Genomic DNA, 18,201 nt, shown 5'->3' on the forward strand with positions numbered 1-18,201 from the left:
CAGTACAGACAACGCAGACTGACTTAGTCTTCCAGCAGCTCTTCAGCCTGACCCAGGATGTTTTCCAGGGTAAAGCCAAACTCTTCGAACAATGCTGGCGCCGGCGCCGACTCACCGTAGGTGGTCATGCCGATCACGCGGCCTTCCAGGCCCACGTATTTGTACCAGTAGTCGGCGTGCGCCGCTTCGATAGCGATACGCGCGCTGACCTGCAACGGCAATACCGACTGCTTGTAGCCCGCGTCCTGGGCTTCGAACACGCTGGTGCACGGCATGGACACGACGCGTACGTTGCGGCCTTGCTCGGTCAGCTTGTCGTAGGCCTGAACGGTCAGGCCGACTTCGGAACCGGTGGAGATCAGGATCAGCTCCGGCTCGCCAATGCAGTCCTTGAGTACGTAGCCACCACGGCTGATGTCGGCGATCTGCGCATCGGTACGCACTTGGTGTTGCAGGTTCTGACGCGAGAAGATCAGCGCCGAAGGGCCGTCCTTACGCTCGATCGCGTGCTTCCAGGCCACCGCGGATTCGACGGCGTCGGCTGGGCGCCAGCAATCCAGGTTGGGCGTGGTGCGCAGGCTGGTCAGTTGCTCGACCGGCTGGTGCGTCGGGCCATCTTCGCCCAGGCCGATGGAGTCGTGGGTGTAGACATGAATCACGCGCTTCTTCATCAGCGCGGCCATACGCACGGCGTTGCGCGCATATTCCATGAACATCAGGAAAGTCGCGCCGTAAGGCACCAGGCCGCCGTGCAGGGACACGCCGTTCATGATGGCGCTCATGCCGAACTCACGTACGCCGTAGTACATGTAGTTGCCGCTGGCGTCTTCAGCCGAAACACCTTTGCAGCCTTTCCACAGGGTCAGGTTGGAACCGGCCAGGTCGGCGGAACCGCCGAGGAACTCAGGCAGCAGCGGGCCAAAGGCGTTCAGGGTGTTCTGGCTGGCTTTACGGCTGGCGATGGTCTCGCCCTTGGCCGCGACTTCGGCGATGTAGGCCGAGGCTTTTTCCGAGAAGTCGGCAGGCAAGTCACCGGCCAGGCGACGTACCAGTTCGTTGGCCAACTCAGGGAATTCGGCAGAGTAGGCAGCGAAACGCTGGTCCCACTCGGCTTCGGCGGCCAGGCCTTTTTCCTTGGCGTCCCACTCGGCATAGATGTCGGCCGGGATGTCGAACGGGCCGTGGTTCCACTTCAGCGCTTCACGGGTCAGGGCGATTTCCGCGTCACCCAGTGGGGCGCCGTGGCAGTCTTCTTTACCTTGCTTGTTCGGCGAACCGAAACCGATGGTGGTCTTGCAGCAGATCAGGGTCGGCTGCGCGCTCTTGCGGGCGGTGTCGATGGCGATCTTGATCTCTTCCGGATCGTGGCCGTCGACGTTGCGGATCACCTGCCAGTTGTAGGCTTCGAAACGCTTAGGGGTGTCATCGGTGAACCAGCCTTCGACTTCGCCGTCGATGGAGATGCCGTTGTCATCGTAGAAAGCGATCAGTTTGCCCAGGCCCAGGGTGCCGGCCAGGGACGCGACTTCGTGGGAAATGCCTTCCATCATGCAGCCATCACCCAGGAACACGTAGGTGTGGTGGTCAACGATGTCGTGACCAGGGCGGTTGAATTGTGCGCCCAAGACTTTCTCAGCCAGCGCGAAGCCAACGGCATTGGCCAGGCCTTGGCCCAGGGGACCGGTGGTGGTCTCGACGCCTGGGGTGTAGCCGAATTCCGGGTGGCCCGGGGTGCGGCTGTGCAGCTGGCGGAAGCTTTTCAGATCGTCGATGGTGACGTCATAGCCAGTCAGGTGCAGCAGCGAGTAGATCAGCATCGAACCATGGCCGTTGGACAGCACGAAGCGGTCGCGGTCGGCGAACGACGGGTTGCTCGGGTTGTGTTTCAGGTAGTCACGCCAAAGTACCTCGGCGATATCCGCCATGCCCATCGGGGCACCGGGATGGCCGCTGTTGGCTTTTTGCACGGCATCCATGCTGAGGGCACGAATGGCGTTGGCACGCTCACGACGGCTGGGCATCGCTGATCTCCTGAGGTTTGAATATAAAGAAACGGAAAAAAGGACCGGCATTTTCCCTCAGCCACCGCTTGCGGGCAATGACAGATACTCACTTGGGCGGTTTTTCCTGTGCTTTGGGCGCCAATCCCTTGCATAAACCTTTAACCGGTTCGTCTAAAGGTTATAGCGGCTGCTTGTAACCACCACTTATCGACCAATATCAAAACTTTTTGATATTGGCCTTGCGGGGTTATCCACCCATCACTAGACTGCTGGCCTTATGAATCTACCCATGCCCTCACTGCGCCCCGACGACGGCGATGAACTGGCAGCCTTGTGCAAGGCCGCTGGCGATCCGCTGCGTTTGAACGTATTACGCGCGCTGGCCAACGATTCCTTCGGCGTACTGGAACTGGCGCAGATCTTCGCCATTGGCCAGTCCGGCATGAGTCACCACTTGAAGGTATTGGCCCAGGCCGACCTGGTGGCCACCCGCCGTGAAGGTAATGCGATTTTCTACCGCCGCGCCCTGCCCCACACCGAACTGCTCGGTGGCAAGCTGCACGCCGCCCTGCTTGAAGAAGTGGACAGCCTGCTGCTGCCGGGGGATGTGCAGTCCCGCATCGGCCAGGTCCACGGGCAGCGGGCTGCCGCGAGCCAGGATTTTTTCGCACGGGTTGCCGACAAGTTTCGCGCCCAGCAAGACCTGATTGCCGGCCTTGCCCAATATCGCGACAGCGTACTGGCGCTGCTCGACAAGCTGAGCTTCAGTGATGAGGCCACGGCACTCGAAGTCGGCCCAGGCGATGGCGGTTTCCTGCCGGAACTGGCTCGGCGTTTTCACCAGGTCACGGCGCTGGACAACAGCCCGGCGATGCTCGAACTGGCGCGCCAGCTCTGCGAGCGCGAGGCACTGGGCAATGTGCGCCTGCAACTGGCTGATGCATTGAATAGCACAGCGATTAAAGCCGACTGCGTGGTGTTGAACATGGTCTTGCACCATTTCGCCGCCCCCGCCGACGCGCTCAAACAAATGGCCGGGTTGCTGCACCCCGGCGGTAGCCTGTTGGTTACGGATTTATGCAGCCACAACCAGAATTGGGCCAGGGAGGCCTGCGGTGATCTCTGGTTGGGTTTTGAACAGGACGATCTGGCCCGTTGGGCCACCGCTGCGGGACTCGTTCCCGGGGAAAGCCTCTATGTAGGTTTACGTAATGGTTTCCAGATCCAGGTCCGCCATTTTCAGCGGCCGGCTGGCGACACTCACCATCGGTAAAATCAGGAAAACATCGAGATGAGCGAATACTCCCTTTTCACCTCCGAGTCCGTGTCTGAAGGGCATCCGGACAAAATCGCCGACCAGATTTCTGACGCGGTGCTGGACGCCATCATTGCTGAAGACAAGTTCGCCCGTGTGGCGTGCGAGACTCTGGTGAAAACCGGTGTAGCGATCATCGCTGGCGAAGTGACCACCACTGCCTGGGTTGACCTTGAGCAGATCGTTCGTGACGTGATCACCGACATCGGCTACAACAGCTCCGACGTCGGCTTCGACGGCGCGACCTGCGGCGTGATGAACATCATCGGCAAGCAATCCCCGGACATCAACCAGGGTGTCGACCGCGCCAAGCCGGAAGACCAGGGCGCAGGCGACCAGGGCCTGATGTTCGGTTACGCCAGCAACGAAACCGACGTGCTGATGCCAGCACCGATCACCTTCTCGCACCAACTGGTGCAGCGCCAGGCCGAAGCCCGTAAATCCGGCCTGTTGCCGTGGTTGCGTCCGGATGCCAAGTCCCAGGTGACCTGCCGTTATGAAGGCGGCAAAGTCGTCGGTATCGACGCTGTGGTTCTGTCGACCCAGCACAACCCGGACGTGTCCTATGCCGACCTGCGCGAAGGCGTGATGGAGCTGATCGTCAAGCACGTGCTGCCTGCCGAACTGCTGAGCAAGGACACCCAGTTCCACATCAACCCGACTGGCCAGTTCATCATCGGCGGCCCGGTAGGCGACTGCGGCTTGACCGGTCGCAAGATCATCGTCGACAGCTACGGCGGCATGGCCCGTCACGGCGGTGGCGCGTTCTCGGGTAAAGACCCTTCCAAAGTTGACCGTTCGGCCGCCTACGCCGGCCGTTACGTGGCCAAGAACATCGTCGCAGCCGGCCTGGCCGAGCGTTGCGAGATTCAGGTTTCCTACGCCATCGGCGTGGCCCAGCCTACGTCGATCTCGCTGAATACCTTCGGCACCGGCAAGATCGGCGATGACAAGATCGTGAAACTGGTGCGTGAGATCTTCGACCTGCGCCCTTACGCGATCACCACCATGCTCGACCTGCTGCACCCGATGTACCAGGAAACCGCAGCCTATGGCCACTTCGGTCGTACCCCTGCGCAGAAGACTGTCGGCGACGACACCTTCACCACCTTCACCTGGGAAAAAACCGACCGCGCCAACGACCTGCGGACTGCCGCCGGCCTGTAATCGCTCCTGGTACACAAAAGCCCTGCCGGGTTCGCCTGGCGGGGCTTTTTATTGCACGGCAATTCGCGCGACGACCTTCACATTTTTTGGATCCAAACCTTGCAGGCACAATGATGGCGCTCTAGAATCCGCGCCCTCTCGGGCCCTCTACCTTATTTGGATATTGCCCTGCGCCAGCCCGGGATAGACACGTGCGCAGGCAATCGAACATTGAGGTTTTTCATGCGCATCTCCACGCTCGCCCCTGCCGCCCTGCTGCTCAGCCTGTTCGCCCTGCCGGTAAACGCCGCCGACCTGAGCGCACTGAGTGGCGCCCTGGGCGCCCAACTGGGTGGCGGCAATTCCGGCGACTGCCAGAAGCAATCTGCAGACCTGCAAACCAAGATCGATGTCGCCGAAGCCCAAAAGGACAAGCTGACAGTGAAGGCTTTCAAAGCCGCGCAGGACCAGATCAACAAAGGTTGCAACAAACTCTCTGAAGCCCAGGCCAAAGCCGACGCCAAGCAGCAAAACCAGGAGGCCAAGGCCGATAAGCCCGACGCAGTGAAAGCCCTGGGCGGTCTGTTCAAGTAAATAGAAACACCCAGTAAAAAGCCTCGCACTGTCGGGGCTTTTTTGTGCCCGCGAGGATCATTTAGGCTGGGCACCCTTTCCGAGCAAGGATGCTCATGATGCGTTTATTGTTTGCCCTTTTACTCAGCGCATTACCCTTCTGGGTGTGGGCCGAAGGCTGCCCGGACGAAGCCCGCTCGCAGGTCGGCACCCTGGCCGAACAGATCCGCCAGTGGGATGACAGCTACCACCGGCTTGGCCAATCCCCGGTCGGCGATGAACTCTACGACCAGGCGCGCCAGCGCTTGGCCCACTGGCGTCGGTGCTTTCCCGAACCCACTGCGACGCCCAACACCCCTCTCGCGAGTTCACGCGGAACCCTGCCTCACCCCGTTGCCCACACCGGCCTGGAGAAACTGCTGGATGAACAGGCAGTCGGTATCTGGCTGGGTACACGCGAGGATGTCTGGATTCAACCCAAGGTAGACGGTGTGGCAGTGACTGTGGTGTATCGCCAGGGGCGCCTGAGTCAAGTCATCAGCCGAGGCGATGGCGTCAAGGGCCACGACTGGTCTGCCTCCGCGCGAAAAATCCCCAGCATTGTCCAGCAATTGCCAGAGCCTATCGACGTGGTGCTGCAAGGCGAACTCTATTGGCACCTCGACGACCATGTGCAATCGGCAAGCGGAGGGCTTAATGCCCGCAGCAAGGTGGCCGGGCTGATGAACCGCAAACAATTAAGCGACACCGACGCCGCCGGCATTGGTCTGTTCGTCTGGGCCTGGCCCGAGGGGCCGGCAGGGTTCACCGAGCGCCTGGCCACGCTGGCAAGTTGGGGTTTCACCGATAGCCGGCGATACAGCCAGCCCATCCGCGACATCAACGAAGCCACGCACTGGCGTGCCTATTGGTACAACCACCCTCTACCGTTCGCCAGCGATGGGGTGGTGTTGCACCAGGCGCAGCGCGCACCCGCCGATCGCTGGCAGGTCAGCGCGCCCTACTGGGCGGTTGCCTGGAAGTACCCGGCGGCCAAGGCCTTGGCGCTGGTGCGTAACGTGCAATTCAAGATCGGCCGCACCGGGCGCGTGACCCCCATGCTGGAGTTGGAACCGGTGCGATTGGATGACCGGCAGATCAGCCGGGTGAGCGCGGGCTCATTGAGGCGCTGGCAAGCGCTGGATATCCGCCCCGGTGACCAGGTTTCCATCAGCCTGGCGGGCCAAGTCATCCCTCGGTTGGATGAGGTCATTCTGCGCAACACCACAAGGGCGGAGCTGCCAGTGCCCAACCCAGGAAAATTCCACGCGTTGAGCTGCTGGCAACTGGACCCCGGTTGTGAAGAACAATTGCTGGCACGCCTTACCTGGCTGAGCGGCAACGAGGGCCTCGCTTTGCCACACATAGGCCGCGAGACCTGGAACGTATTAATCCAGGCCGGTCTAATCGCAGGCTTTCTCGATTGGTTGACCCTGGATGCGGCAGAGCTTGCTAACATTGATGGCTTCGGTGATCGCAGCCGCGCGCGCGTCCTCGAAAGCCTTCACAGCGCGCGGCAACGGCCCTTCGCACAATGGCTCAAAGCCTTGGGGGTACCGCCTGCGGCACGTAACAACCTGGAAGGCGACTGGCAGACGCTGGTCGCCAGAGATACCCAAGCCTGGCTGGCCATCGAGGGCATCGGCCCGGGCCGCGCAGCGCAATTGAGCGCCTTTTTCCGCGACCCGCAAGTACAGGCCTTGGCAGACACATTACGCGCGGCCGGCATCGACGGGTTTTAGACCGCAGCCGGCCACCAGATTGCGACCTTGGAGCCCCACATGAAATTTCTAGCACCGCTTGCCCTATTGACCGTCGCAAGCTTCATGACCACTCCGCTGCTGGCTGCGGAGGACGTACCGCAGCTCACCGGCTGCGCCGCCAAGCGCCAAGCCATCAGCACCCAGATCGAACAGGCCAAGGCCCACGGCAACAGTGCGCAACAAGCCGGCCTGGAAAAAGCCCTGAGCGAAGTCACCGCCAACTGCACCGACGCATCCCTGAAGAAGGAGCGGGAAAACAAGGTGCTCGACGCCAAGCATGAGGTCAGCCGCCGTCAGGCCGATCTGGACAAGGCCATGAAAAAAGGCGACGCGGACAAGATCAACAAACGTAAGGACAAGCTCGCCGAGTCCCGCAAGGAACTGCAGGATGCCGTGGAGGAGCTCGACCAGTAAAACCGATCAGTGGTCGCGGAACTGCTTATGGCAGGCGCTGCAGGCATCTTCAACTTTTTGCACCGCTGGCCCCAGGTTGCTCGCCTTGTAAGGCTGCACTTGGCTGGCGGTCACCAATTCACCGGTGGCCGCCTCAAGGTCGCGGGCCAATTGCTGGAATTGCGCCTGTTTCTGCCAGACATCGTCCTTGGCGCTGGTGTGATCTTCTTCGCGCACGCTTGGAAAATGCTTCCACGGCTCGTGGGACAACGCATCCAGTTTGACCGCACCTTCGGCAAATTTCGCGCCGTCGAACGGGAGGCGTCCACGCAACATGCCGCCCAGGTCTTCGCCGGTCTTGAGCATCTGCTTGAAGATCGCCTTGCGTTGGCCCAGCGGCGAATTCGGATCAACGCCGCCACAGGCGGACAGTGTCAGGCAGGCCAGCAGTACAACGGTCAGTCTTTTAAAAGTCATGGTGGCTTCGAGGTCACGGGAAACGGCGGCCAGTATCCTCGCCCCGCCCGCAAAGACCAATAGCCCTATTATTAATAAGGGTTGCCAAAAAGCGCTGCGACGTGGGCAATCGCTTCAGGAATTATTTGTATGAATGTCAGCTTGAAACCCTGGAGCCGCCGCCTGGCGTGGGCTCTACCGATGATCGCGCTACTGGCCGGCTGCGACGCGGGCAAAGAAACAGCCAAGGATGAAACGTCCAAGCCTCACGCCGTCGCCACCTATGTCAGTGCGCCGTGGGAAGCCTTGCCAGCAGTGTCCGACAGCGACCTGCTGGCCGGCTTCGAATCCTGGCGCAGCGCCTGCCAACGCCTCAAGGCCGACCCGGTATGGGGCGCGACCTGTGCGGCAGCCGCCACGGTCCCGAGCAACGCAGTGGCAGTGCGCGGTTTTCTAAAAGAGCGCCTGGATGTGTTCGGTCTGCGCTCGGCCGACAACACCCCGAACGGTTTGATAACCGGCTACTACGAACCGGTCTACCCCGGCAGCCTGACCAAGACCGCCAAAGCCAACGTGCCTGTGTACGGCGTGCCAGACGACCTGATCATCGTCAACCTGGAAAGCATCTACCCCGAGCTCAAGGGCAAGCGTCTGCGGGGTCGCCTGGAAGGTCGCGTACTCAAGCCCTATGACGATGCCAGCGCCATCAACGGCCAGGGTTCAACCGCCAAACCGATTGCCTGGCTGACAGACCCGATGGACCTGCAATTCCTGCAAATCCAGGGCTCGGGCCGGATTCAACTGGCGGGCGGGCGCCAACTTCGTGTCGGTTACGGCGACCAGAATGGCTACCCTTACCGCCCGATCGGTCGCTGGCTGGTGGAGCAAGGCGAGTTGAAGAAAGAAGACGTGACCATGGATGCCATCAGCGCCTGGGCCAAGGCGCATCCGCAGCGTATTCCGGAACTGCTGGCGAGTAACCCGAGCTATGTGTTCTTCAGCGCCCGCCCCGATAGCAACGAAGGCCCGCGCGGCTCCTTGAACGTGCCGCTGACCCCTGGCTACAGCGTAGCGGTGGATCGCAAGGTGATTCCGTTGGGCAGTCTGTTGTGGCTGTCGACCACCAAGCCGGATGGCTCGCCGATCACGAGACCCGTGGCCGCACAGGACACCGGCGGAGCAATCACCGGTGAAGTGCGCGCGGACCTGTTCTGGGGCACCGGCGATGCAGCCGGTGAACTGGCGGGCAATATGAAACAGCAGGGCCAGATCTGGATGCTGTGGCCCAAGGGCGCAGCGTTGCCGCAAGTGCCGGATGCACCTGTCGGAAGCTGACAGACACTGAAGATCAAATGTGGGAGCGGCGGTGCGACTTGCTCGCTCCCACAGCAGGATTCGCGTCAACCGTTAGATCGAGACAAAGAAGAAGCTCGCAATCAACGCCATGCCCACCGCCCACACCACCGAGCGCAGCATCGCCCAGTCCGCCAGGTAGCAAATGATGTACAACAAGCGGCTGGTGATAAACAGCACGGCCAGCACGTTAATGGTCACCAATTCAGCCGTACCGGCCAGGTGCGCGACGATAACCGCCGCCGCAAATGCCGGGGTGACTTCAAAGCTGTTGAGTTGTGCACTGTGGGCTCGCTTGGCAGCCCCGTCGAGCGTCTCGAGGAATGCACGCGGGTCGTGGTTGTGGCGCGGCCGAAACTTTCCGCCGCTGAACTTGGCCACGCCGGTACACAGGTAAGGCAGAAAAATTGCGATCAACACACACCAGAAAGCGACCGTCATGACTCATTCCTTTTTTAGTTTTAAACAGCGATTAGAGTTTTAGCGCTAAAAACACCAGGCCGCACCCTACCGCTATGAACCGTAGCGTGTGGAAAGGTTCTATGGCCTTTTACCTCGCAGTTTGCAACATCCCGCCGTCGCGGCGGTCCATCCCCTCACCCACGTTTCCCCCTCAACTTCCAAGGACCCCGGATGCTTGAACTTGTCGCCGCCTTCATTTGCCTCACCAGCCTGCTCACCTATGTGAACTTCCGATTTATCGGCCTGCCGCCCACCATCGGCGTGATGGTCACGGCCCTGATATTTTCCCTGTTCTTGCAAGGCTTGAGCCTGCTCGGCTACCCAGGACTGGAAGAGCGCATCCAGCAGTTGATCGGCCAGATCGACTTTGGCGATTTGCTGATGAACTGGATGCTCTCATTCTTGCTGTTCGCCGGCGCGTTGCACGTCAACCTGAACGACCTACGCAGTTACCGCTGGCCCATCGGCCTGCTGGCGACCTTTGGCGTATTGATCGCCACCGCGGTGATCGGCAGCCTGGCGTATTACATTTTTGCCCTGTTCGGCTGGCACGTCAGTTTCCTCTACTGCCTGCTGTTCGGCGCACTGATCTCGCCCACCGACCCGATTGCGGTGCTCGGTGTGTTGCGTACCGCCAATGCCTCAAAACCGTTGAAAACCACCATCGTCGGCGAATCATTATTCAACGACGGCACTGCAGTGGTGGTCTTCACCGTGCTATTGGGCATCGCACAGCTGGGCGAAACGCCGACCGTGGGCGCCACCGCGATGCTCTTCGCCCATGAAGCCATTGGCGGCGTGGTGTTCGGTGGCCTCATCGGCTACCTGGTGTACCTGATGATCAAGAGCATCGAGCAGCACCAGATTGAGGTAATGCTGACACTCGCTCTGGTGATCGGCGGCTCAGCGATGGCCACCGAGCTACACGTCTCCGCTCCAATTGCGATGGTGGTAGCCGGCCTGATCATCGGCAACCTGGGCCGCCAGTTGGCGATGAACGACATGACCCGCCGCTACCTCGACGGTTTCTGGGAATTGCTCGATGACATGCTCAACGCCCTGCTGTTCGCCTTGATCGGCATGGAGCTGCTGTTGCTGCCCTTCAACTGGCTGCACGTGTTCGCTGCCAGCTTGCTGGCGGTGGCAATCCTGTTGTCACGCCTGTTGACCGTGGCCCCGGCGATCCTGTTGCTGCGGCGCTGGCGCACGGTGCCACGCGGCACCATCCGCATCCTCACCTGGGGTGGTTTGCGCGGCGGAGTTTCCGTGGCACTGGCATTGGCCTTGCCGCTGGGCCCGGAGCGCGACCTGCTGCTGAGCATCACCTACATCGTGGTGCTGTCATCAATCCTGTTGCAGGGTTTGAGCATCGGCAAGCTGGTCAAGCGCGTAACCCGGGACGAGCCCCAGGCTACGCCTGACGCTCACTGATCCTTGTTGATCTGCTGCGGATGCCTAGGGTCCGCAGCTTTCTTGCCCGGCAGGCTGCCTTCGCTGCGAATCTGCGCATGACTGATCAGCGCAAAGATAAAGCTGCCACCAATGATGTTGCCGGCCAGGGTCGGCCCGGCAAACACCAACCAGAAATCCTTCCACGGCAACTCGCCTGCAAATACCAGATACGAGACCTCTGCCGAACCCACGACGATGTGAGTGAAGTCCCCCAGCGCCATGAGATAGGTGATCAGGATAATGATGAACATCTTGGCGCTTTCCATGGAGGGGATCATCCAGACCATGGTGGCGATCATCCAGCCGGAAATGATGCCCTTGGCAAACATCTGACCGGCATCGTTTTCCATGATCTTGCGCCCAATGTCGAGGAAGGCCATGTCGGTCTTGGTGTCAAAGATCGGCAGGTGCAACATCACGTAAGCCACCAGCAAAGTGCCACACAGGTTGCCCACCAGCACCACGGTCCATAACCGTAACAGGCGTCCCGCGTTGCCGAGGGTGGGCTTGCTCATCACGGGCAGCACGGCGGTCAGCGTGTTTTCGGTGAACAGTTGCTGGCGCGCCAAAATGACCGCCAGGAAGCCCGCGCAGTAGCCGAAGCTGGCAATAACCTTGAATCCTTCGCCGTCCGGCAGGCGCGAATTGAGTAGCCCCATCGCCATCAATGAAAGGCCCATGGTCAGGCCAGCAGCCAACGCCGACCACCACAACGCAGCCACATTACGCTCCAGCTCCTGGTCGCCCTGAGTGCGGATGATTTCATGCAGCACCGCCGCACGGGGCGGCTGGTTTTTGTCGACGTCCTGCTGCTCTTCCTGCGACAGATTAGCGGTTTTGCCTGATTCGTCAGTGGCCATGATTATCCAGAGTCCAAGGGGTGCCTGTAGCTACGACACGCCGCCACAGTGGCTGTTCAGTGGCCAAGCAACTAAACCTGCACACGCCAGGCCTTGGCCATCTCCACAGTGGTCGAACTGGACGCCTTGTCCCAGGGTTTGTTACGCGCTTTGTAGCCGTCACTGAGGGTATCGAGCACCCGGTTGAATTCGGCGGGCGTGTCTGCCCGCGCCAGGTCTTGAGCTGTGCGGTACAACAGCTCCACGTTGGACTCGGGTTGGCCCGGCCGAAACAACGAGGGATAAATGACTTCCCGTGTGAAGTTCTCAGCCTTCATCGCTATATCACGCAGTTTCATCTCGGCGACAGCGCCGCCGATGACGTTGGACATCGGCACCGCATCGCTTGCGATCTGCCTGGCCGCCACTTGCAGCAACTGCTGGAAATTGCGCTGGCCTGCAACATTGAGGCGCCGCGCCAACCAATCGATCTGCTCAGGCCGTTGGGCGAGGGCATCCAGATTACGCAATGCCGTTGATATTTTCGGCGTGAACACCAACACGACCTGTGACTGATTGGCCTCGCCAATCGCGTCATCCAGGGTTTTCAACACCTGCTGCGCGCTCTTTCGAAACATGAGGACATCAGCAGCGGCCGGGTCCTTGTGCAGTGTCGGTTGCACACTGGCGAGCATTTCATCATCCATGGCCAGCACTGCCTCATCCAGCGAATGGAACGCGTGATGCTCAAGTGCCGTCGTGCGACGTTCCAAATGTGCCCCCACCGCTTGACGCGCCTTTGCCTGCAGGTGTTGCTTCTGTTCATCCAGCATAGTGAAGTTGACCGTGCCCGTGAGCAGGCCACGAAAGTCACCTTTTTCGGTCTTGAGGGGCAATGTCACAATCTGATCGGCAAACGCTTCGAGCTTTTTGTCTTGAAAGGCGCCAGCGGCCGAATGCGCAACGCCTGTAATGCGGTCGGCCACACGGCTGAAAAAACTGCCACTGCGCACTGGCGCATCAGTGATGCCAGCCTCGAACTTGACGATCAACGATTCAGATTTGTTCAAGGGGCTATCAGGAAATAACCGTTCCACCACGCCTGGCGCCGGGGTATTGAGCAGCAAGCCGCCGTCTTTGAACGCGGTGGTTTCAGCTGACGCCTGGAAACCATGACCTTGCTCCACCGGGTTCTTGAACAGCACCGGCAGCGCACCCGAAATATGCGCCGCCCTGGCGATGTCCATCTGCGGGGTCAGACTGGCATTGAACATCACCAGCTGCGGGCGGCCGCCAAACATGCCGGTACCGGTGATATTGAGTTGCTTGATCGCAGGAATATGCCGGCTCAACACCTCGAGATCACCAAACGTGGGAGCGCCACCGGCACTCAGTTTGTCAGCAATGTCGATGACTTCGGCGGGCCGGGTTTCCCGAGGGGTTTGCGCGATGTGGCCAAGAATCGACTCGCGCGTCTCTTTGCGGATCAATTCTTCCAGGGGCAAGGCTTCAGTCTGGAAGCGGGGCAGCAAGGTCATCAACAACTGAGAAACAGTGCCGACGGAGCCGGGCAAGTGGCCAGCGAGTTTGCCAAGTGTCGTACTGACCTCCTGCATCCAGGCTGTCACGGCACCTTTGCTGTTCAACAGGCTTGGCAAATTGATGCTGTCCGACAACCTGTCGAACGCCGCAGCCCCCATTCCGCTAGCAATCAGCGCCGCTGAAATCGCACCGGCAGATGAGCCGGAGGTCGATTGGATACCTTGCAGCTGTCCGACGTCCTCAAGTGCCTGCACCACCCCCGAAAAAGCGATGCCCTTGGCCCCACCACCACTGAGCACCAAGCTCGTGACGGGCGGTGCCGATAAAATCACCTCTACCCGTCCCTGGTTATCACGCAGGAGCGTCAGGTTGCGCTCGCCAACGCCCTCCACCAGAGGCGTCTTCTCAGCTTGATGGGGCGGGAAATGACCCTCTTCACCCAATGAGGGATGAATCTGCGCAATCGAATTAAACACTTTCATCCACGGGCTCTCTCTACAGGGTGTGGTCCTGAGTGATGAGCGCGCCGCGCAACGATCCATGCGGAATGATTTGGTAAAGCAAATCAAACCGCGGCGTGGTTATTCGGGAAGGCTGTCGTCCTGAAACTGATCCTTCACGTATTTGATCTCGGTGCGGCCGTGAGGTGCAGGCAACCCATCTTCACCGAGGTTGACGAAGACCATTTTCTCGACCGTCAGGATGCTTTTGCGGGTGATCTTGTTGCGCACTTCACAGGTCAGGGTGATGGAGGTGCGGCCGAACTCGGTGGCGGTGATGCCCAGTTCAATAATGTCGCCCTGGCGCGAGGCGCTGACGAAGTTGATTTCGGAGATGTACTTGGTCACGACGCGCTGATTGCCCAATTGCACAATGGCGTAGATCGCCGCTTCTTCGTCGATCCAGCGCAGCAGGCTGCCGCCGAACAGGGTGCCGTTGGGGTTGAGGTCTTCGGGTTTTACCCATTTGCGGGTGTGGAAGTTCATGGTCACTCCAAAGCGTGTTGCGAAATGATGGGCAACATCATGGCAGAGCCCGCCCCCAAGCTCTATGAGCCATTGCCTATCAACCCCATGAGCGATCTTCATATGGCCGACAGAAAGGCTTGGGAAGTCTGGCGCACACAGCTATAATCGCCTCCGTTTCAAAACGGTCATCTCTGGTTGATACCGTTCTCCCGCCACCTGTCCGAGGGGCGCTGCAGCAGGTTCAACCTGTCAGGCTCGGATGGGGCGTTGTCCGGCCTGGTTTATTCGGCCTGATACTAAACGCACAACGGCGCCCATTCGCACACTACGAATGGAGGCTCTTCATGAGCGCTGTCAACACGCCTGCAGATTTCACCGACTACAAAGTCGCCGACATGTCCCTCGCCGCCTGGGGCCGTCGCGAAACCTTTATCGCCGAATCCGAAATGCCTGCCCTGATGGGCCTGCGTCGCAAGTACGCCGCTGAGCAACCGCTCAAAGGCGCGAAGATCCTCGGCTGCATCCACATGACCATTCAGACTGCCGTGCTGATCGAAACCCTGGTAGCCCTGGGTGCCGAAGTGCGTTGGTCGTCCTGCAACATTTTCTCGACTCAAGACCAGGCCGCTGCCGCTATCGCTGCTGCCGGTATCGCGGTTTACGCCTGGAAAGGCGAGACCGAAGAAGAGTACGAGTGGTGCCTGGAGCAAACCATCCTCAAAGATGGCGCGCCTTGGGATGCCAACATGATCCTCGACGACGGCGGCGACCTGACCGAGCTGCTGCACAAGAAGTACCCGCAGATCCTCGACCGCGTCCACGGCGTGACCGAAGAAACCACCACCGGCGTACACCGCCTGCTGGACATGCTGGCCAAGGGCGAGCTGAAAATCCCTGCCATCAACGTCAACGACTCGGTGACCAAGAGCAAGAACGACAACAAGTACGGCTGCCGTCACAGCCTGAACGATGCCATCAAGCGCGGCACTGACCACCTGCTGTCGGGTAAGCAAGCCCTGGTGATCGGCTACGGTGACGTGGGCAAAGGTTCGTCCCAGTCCCTGCGCCAGGAAGGCATGATCGTTAAAGTCTCCGAAGTTGACCCGATCTGCGCCATGCAAGCCTGCATGGACGGCTTCGAAGTGGTTTCGCCGTTCATCGATGGCGTCAATGACGGCACCGAAGCAAGCATCGACAAAGCCCTGCTGGGCAAAATCGACCTGATCGTGACCACCACCGGCAACGTGAATGTTTGCGACGCAAACATGCTCAAAGCCCTGAAGAAGCGCGCCGTTGTCTGCAACATCGGTCACTTCGACAACGAGATCGACACTGCTTTCATGCGCAAGAACTGGGCATGGGAAGAAGTGAAGCCGCAGGTGCACAAGGTTCACCGTACCGGCGCTGGTGATTTCGACCCGCAGAACGATGACTACCTGATCCTGCTGGCCGAAGGCCGTTTGGTTAACCTGGGTAACGCCACCGGCCACCCAAGCCGCATCATGGACGGCTCGTTCGCCAACCAGGTACTGGCGCAGATCTTCCTGTTCGGCCAGAAGTACGCCGACCTGTCGCCAGCCCAGAAAGCCGAGCGCCTGACCGTGGAAGTACTGCCGAAGAAACTCGACGAAGAAGTGGCCCTGGAAATGGTCCGTGGCTTCGGCGGCGTAGTGACTCAACTGACCAAGACCCAGGCCGATTACATCGGCGTGACCGTTGAAGGTCCGTTCAAGCCGCACGCTTACCGCTACTGAGTCACAGCCCCCTGCTTTGCTGGGGGCGGGCTTGTTGTGGCGAGGGAGCTTGCTCCCTCGCCACATCAAGCTCGCTCCTACAGGGGGGCACCGTCGGCCTTCTGAGTTTCAAAGGGTATTACCATGTCCCAAGACCGTCGCTACAGCTTCGAGTTCTTCCCGACCAAGACCGATGCTGGGCATGAAAAACTGATGGCGACTGCTACGCAGCTGGCCAGCTACAACCCCGACTTCTTTTCCTGCACCTACGGCGCCGGTGGCTCGACCCGTGATCGCACGATCAACACCGTGTTGCAGCTGGAAAGCCAAGTCAAAGTTCCCGCCGCGCCGCACTTGTCGTGCGTGGGCGACAGCAAGAGCGACCTGCGCGGCCTGCTGACCCAATACAAGGCAGCCGGCATCAAGCGCATCGTTGCCCTGCGTGGCGACCTGCCGTCCGGCATGGGCATGGCCAGCGGTGAGCTGCGCTACGCCAATGACCTGGTGAGCTTCATTCGTGAAGAAACCGGCGATCACTTCCATGTCGAAGTGGCGGCTTATCCGGAGATGCACCCGCAGGCACGCAATTTCGAAGACGATCTGCAAAACTTCGTCCGTAAAGCGAACGCCGGTGCCAATAGCGCAATCACCCAGTACTTCTTCAACGCCGACAGCTACTTCTACTTCGTCGAGCGGGTACAGGCCATGGGTGTGAACATCCCGATCGTGCCGGGCATCATGCCGATCACCAACTACAGCAAGCTGGCGCGCTTCTCTGACGCCTGCGGTGCCGAGATTCCACGCTGGGTGCGCAAACAACTGGAAGCCTATGGCGACGACGTCAAGAGCATCCAGGCGTTCGGCGAACAGGTCATCACCAATATGTGTGAAGATTTGTTGCAAGGTGGCGCGCCAGGCTTGCACTTCTATACCCTTAACCAGGCTGAGCCGAGCCTTGCGATCTGGAACAACCTCAAGCTGCCGCGCTGAGGTCGTTTGAGTAGCATCCAGGCCCTCGTTCATACGGGGGCTTTTTTTGTTCAAACATCCTTGGAATGGAAGCCCGCAGTAAATGAATACAGCGTCCCCGACACCTCGCCCGCAGTTGGTTTACCTGGTATTCGGCGCCGAGACCTACCATCAGGAAGCCGTATTCAGCATCGCCAGCGCGCTGTCTCATTTGGGCGGTGCCCAGGACATGCCGCTGGACATTCAGGTGTTCAGCGACAACCCGGCGCCCTACGTGGGCTTGCCGGTGCAGGTCCGCACACTAGACGAAGCCACGCGCAAACAGTGGAGCGAGCCCCACGGCTACCACTTTCGAACCAAGCATGTGCTGCTGCGCCAGGTACTGGAAACGGCGGAACAGGCGCTGTTGATCGACACCGACACGTTTTTCCACGACTCGCCCATGGCGCTGTTCGAACGCGTCGCACCCGGCACCTTGTTGTGCAACGCCTTCCACGCCAAGTACGGCGATAACCGCGAAAGCGTGCTGTATGAAACCCTGGCCAAACACCTCGCAGAACAAGGCGCAGCCGACGATGAGATGTGGCTGCTCAACTCCGGCGTCATGGGCATGGCCCGGCAGGATGCGTACCTCCTTGACCGCTCGATCGCGCTGATGGACGAGCTGTTCCCGATGGCCCGCGGCGCCTACACCTTGGAAGAGTTCTGCCTGTCGGTGGCCGCGTACCGTGCGCTCAACGTACGCCAATGCCCGGACCTGATCCATCATTACTGGAGCCGCAAACAGCTGTTCCGCGCCAAGGTCCTGGCGTGGGTCGCCAAGCACGCCGCCGCCCCCACCAGCGCCGTGGCACTGGCCGATACCCGCAAGGTATCCGCCCACCTGCCACGCCCGCCGCGCCTGCAACGCCAAATGTACAAGCTGATCACCCTGGCTTTGCCCAAGCGTAAGCAGCAGTTCATCCGCGAGATTCTCTACGGCTGCTACGAGCACGAAAACGAATTCGACCAGGCGTGCGGCCCGGTGTGGTGGGACAAGGCCCTGCAAAATCAGGAAGAACGCCAGAAATGCCCGGTCGACGCGCACCAACTGGAGCACTGGTTCGCCAACCCCCTGGTGCGCTTGATACTTGGCAAGCGGCGCTCGGCCATCTACGAACACCTGATGACCTCAGAGGCCAAATAGCAGCGTCCG

At 60.2% G+C, this 18,201-nt stretch carries 16 protein-coding genes and 1 riboswitch; of the genes, 10 read left to right on the top strand and 6 right to left on the bottom strand.

Annotated features, from left to right (window positions below):
• Positions 1-23 precede the first annotated feature (23 nt).
• Entirely contained in the window at positions 24-2,021 is a 1,998-nt protein-coding gene (gene tkt / locus BFP95_RS10160) for a transketolase (protein ID WP_065871899.1), read from the bottom strand.
• 259 nt (positions 2,022-2,280) lie between these two features.
• On the opposite strand from tkt, the gene BFP95_RS10165 reads away from it, so the two are divergent.
• The 5 genes from BFP95_RS10165 to BFP95_RS10185 all read left to right on the top strand — a co-directional run bounded on the left by BFP95_RS10165 (position 2,281) and on the right by BFP95_RS10185 (position 7,253).
• On the top strand, positions 2,281-3,276 hold the full coding sequence (locus BFP95_RS10165) for an ArsR/SmtB family transcription factor (protein WP_065871900.1): 996 nt from the start codon (positions 2,281-2,283) through the stop codon (positions 3,274-3,276).
• An 18-nt stretch (positions 3,277-3,294) separates the two neighbouring features.
• Complete coding sequence (metK, locus tag BFP95_RS10170) at positions 3,295-4,485, top strand: methionine adenosyltransferase (protein ID WP_049711157.1); 1,191 nt, start codon at positions 3,295-3,297, stop codon at positions 4,483-4,485.
• A 222-nt stretch (positions 4,486-4,707) separates the two neighbouring features.
• Positions 4,708-5,058, top strand: a complete 351-nt coding sequence (locus tag BFP95_RS10175) for a hypothetical protein (protein WP_065909972.1) — start codon at positions 4,708-4,710, stop codon at positions 5,056-5,058.
• A gap of 95 nt (positions 5,059-5,153) precedes the next feature.
• Positions 5,154-6,818: an NAD-dependent DNA ligase LigB gene (gene ligB / locus BFP95_RS10180; RefSeq protein WP_065909974.1), complete on the top strand. Its 1,665-nt coding sequence runs from the start codon at positions 5,154-5,156 to the stop codon at positions 6,816-6,818.
• Positions 6,819-6,857: 39 nt separating this feature from the next.
• Entirely contained in the window at positions 6,858-7,253 is a 396-nt protein-coding gene (locus BFP95_RS10185) for a DUF1090 domain-containing protein (protein ID WP_065871903.1), read from the top strand.
• 6 nt (positions 7,254-7,259) lie between these two features.
• Here BFP95_RS10185 and BFP95_RS10190 read toward each other — a convergent pair whose 3' ends face one another.
• Positions 7,260-7,709: a c-type cytochrome gene (locus BFP95_RS10190; RefSeq protein WP_065871904.1), complete on the bottom strand. Its 450-nt coding sequence runs from the start codon at positions 7,707-7,709 to the stop codon at positions 7,260-7,262.
• Between the two features lie 129 nt (positions 7,710-7,838).
• On the opposite strand from BFP95_RS10190, the gene BFP95_RS10195 reads away from it, so the two are divergent.
• Positions 7,839-9,023 carry a murein transglycosylase A gene (locus tag BFP95_RS10195; protein ID WP_065909976.1) on the top strand — a complete coding sequence of 395 codons (1,185 nt, stop codon included), beginning with the start codon at positions 7,839-7,841 and terminating at the stop codon, positions 9,021-9,023.
• Positions 9,024-9,095: 72 nt separating this feature from the next.
• On the opposite strand, the gene BFP95_RS10200 is transcribed toward BFP95_RS10195, so the two are convergent.
• On the bottom strand, positions 9,096-9,482 hold the full coding sequence (locus BFP95_RS10200) for an MAPEG family protein (RefSeq protein ID WP_065871906.1): 387 nt from the start codon (positions 9,480-9,482) through the stop codon (positions 9,096-9,098).
• A gap of 192 nt (positions 9,483-9,674) precedes the next feature.
• On the opposite strand from BFP95_RS10200, the gene BFP95_RS10205 reads away from it, so the two are divergent.
• Positions 9,675-10,934: a cation:proton antiporter gene (locus BFP95_RS10205; protein WP_065871907.1), complete on the top strand. Its 1,260-nt coding sequence runs from the start codon at positions 9,675-9,677 to the stop codon at positions 10,932-10,934.
• Here BFP95_RS10205 and BFP95_RS10210 read toward each other — a convergent pair.
• The 3 genes from BFP95_RS10210 to BFP95_RS10220 form a co-directional block, all read right to left on the bottom strand.
• Positions 10,928-11,815: a formate/nitrite transporter family protein gene (locus BFP95_RS10210; protein WP_065871908.1), complete on the bottom strand. Its 888-nt coding sequence runs from the start codon at positions 11,813-11,815 to the stop codon at positions 10,928-10,930. The genes BFP95_RS10205 and BFP95_RS10210 overlap by 7 nt on opposite strands.
• A gap of 71 nt (positions 11,816-11,886) precedes the next feature.
• Positions 11,887-13,818, bottom strand: coding sequence for a patatin-like phospholipase family protein (locus BFP95_RS10215; protein ID WP_065871909.1), 1,932 nt, complete (start codon positions 13,816-13,818; stop codon positions 11,887-11,889).
• 99 nt (positions 13,819-13,917) lie between these two features.
• Positions 13,918-14,322 (bottom strand): acyl-CoA thioesterase, encoded by a 405-nt coding sequence (locus tag BFP95_RS10220; RefSeq protein ID WP_065871910.1) that lies wholly within the window; start codon positions 14,320-14,322, stop codon positions 13,918-13,920.
• A gap of 198 nt (positions 14,323-14,520) precedes the next feature.
• A riboswitch (S-adenosyl-L-homocysteine riboswitch) is annotated at positions 14,521-14,627 on the top strand.
• Positions 14,628-14,648: 21 nt separating this feature from the next.
• Here BFP95_RS10220 and ahcY point away from each other — a divergent pair.
• The 3 genes from ahcY to BFP95_RS10235 all read left to right on the top strand — a co-directional run bounded on the left by ahcY (position 14,649) and on the right by BFP95_RS10235 (position 18,192).
• Positions 14,649-16,058, top strand: a complete 1,410-nt coding sequence (ahcY, locus tag BFP95_RS10225; protein WP_049711147.1) for an adenosylhomocysteinase — start codon at positions 14,649-14,651, stop codon at positions 16,056-16,058.
• A 123-nt stretch (positions 16,059-16,181) separates the two neighbouring features.
• On the top strand, positions 16,182-17,027 hold the full coding sequence (metF, locus tag BFP95_RS10230; RefSeq protein ID WP_065871912.1) for a methylenetetrahydrofolate reductase [NAD(P)H]: 846 nt from the start codon (positions 16,182-16,184) through the stop codon (positions 17,025-17,027).
• An 82-nt stretch (positions 17,028-17,109) separates the two neighbouring features.
• Positions 17,110-18,192, top strand: a complete 1,083-nt coding sequence (locus tag BFP95_RS10235) for a hypothetical protein (RefSeq protein ID WP_065880172.1) — start codon at positions 17,110-17,112, stop codon at positions 18,190-18,192.
• Positions 18,193-18,201 lie beyond the last annotated feature (9 nt).

This window comes from Pseudomonas sp. 58 R 12 (assembly GCF_900005865.1).
GTDB classification, from domain to species: domain Bacteria; phylum Pseudomonadota; class Gammaproteobacteria; order Pseudomonadales; family Pseudomonadaceae; genus Aquipseudomonas; species Aquipseudomonas tritici.

Excerpts from the sequence above, each read along its gene's own strand:
- BFP95_RS10205 (WP_065871907.1), top strand. The coding sequence starts at position 9,675 with ATGCTTGAACTTGTCGCCGCCTTCATTTGCCTCACCAGCCTGCTCACC.
- tkt (WP_065871899.1), bottom strand. The coding sequence starts at position 2,021 with ATGCCCAGCCGTCGTGAGCGTGCCAACGCCATTCGTGCCCTCAGCATG.
- BFP95_RS10185 (WP_065871903.1), top strand. The coding sequence starts at position 6,858 with ATGAAATTTCTAGCACCGCTTGCCCTATTGACCGTCGCAAGCTTCATG.
- ahcY (WP_049711147.1), top strand. The coding sequence starts at position 14,649 with ATGAGCGCTGTCAACACGCCTGCAGATTTCACCGACTACAAAGTCGCC.
- BFP95_RS10220 (WP_065871910.1), bottom strand. The coding sequence starts at position 14,322 with ATGAACTTCCACACCCGCAAATGGGTAAAACCCGAAGACCTCAACCCC.
- ligB (WP_065909974.1), top strand. The coding sequence starts at position 5,154 with ATGATGCGTTTATTGTTTGCCCTTTTACTCAGCGCATTACCCTTCTGG.
- BFP95_RS10215 (WP_065871909.1), bottom strand. The coding sequence starts at position 13,818 with ATGAAAGTGTTTAATTCGATTGCGCAGATTCATCCCTCATTGGGTGAA.
- metF (WP_065871912.1), top strand. The coding sequence starts at position 16,182 with ATGTCCCAAGACCGTCGCTACAGCTTCGAGTTCTTCCCGACCAAGACC.
- BFP95_RS10235 (WP_065880172.1), top strand. The coding sequence starts at position 17,110 with ATGAATACAGCGTCCCCGACACCTCGCCCGCAGTTGGTTTACCTGGTA.
- BFP95_RS10210 (WP_065871908.1), bottom strand. The coding sequence starts at position 11,815 with ATGGCCACTGACGAATCAGGCAAAACCGCTAATCTGTCGCAGGAAGAG.
- BFP95_RS10165 (WP_065871900.1), top strand. The coding sequence starts at position 2,281 with ATGAATCTACCCATGCCCTCACTGCGCCCCGACGACGGCGATGAACTG.
- metK (WP_049711157.1), top strand. The coding sequence starts at position 3,295 with ATGAGCGAATACTCCCTTTTCACCTCCGAGTCCGTGTCTGAAGGGCAT.
- BFP95_RS10200 (WP_065871906.1), bottom strand. The coding sequence starts at position 9,482 with ATGACGGTCGCTTTCTGGTGTGTGTTGATCGCAATTTTTCTGCCTTAC.
- BFP95_RS10195 (WP_065909976.1), top strand. The coding sequence starts at position 7,839 with ATGAATGTCAGCTTGAAACCCTGGAGCCGCCGCCTGGCGTGGGCTCTA.
- BFP95_RS10190 (WP_065871904.1), bottom strand. The coding sequence starts at position 7,709 with ATGACTTTTAAAAGACTGACCGTTGTACTGCTGGCCTGCCTGACACTG.
- BFP95_RS10175 (WP_065909972.1), top strand. The coding sequence starts at position 4,708 with ATGCGCATCTCCACGCTCGCCCCTGCCGCCCTGCTGCTCAGCCTGTTC.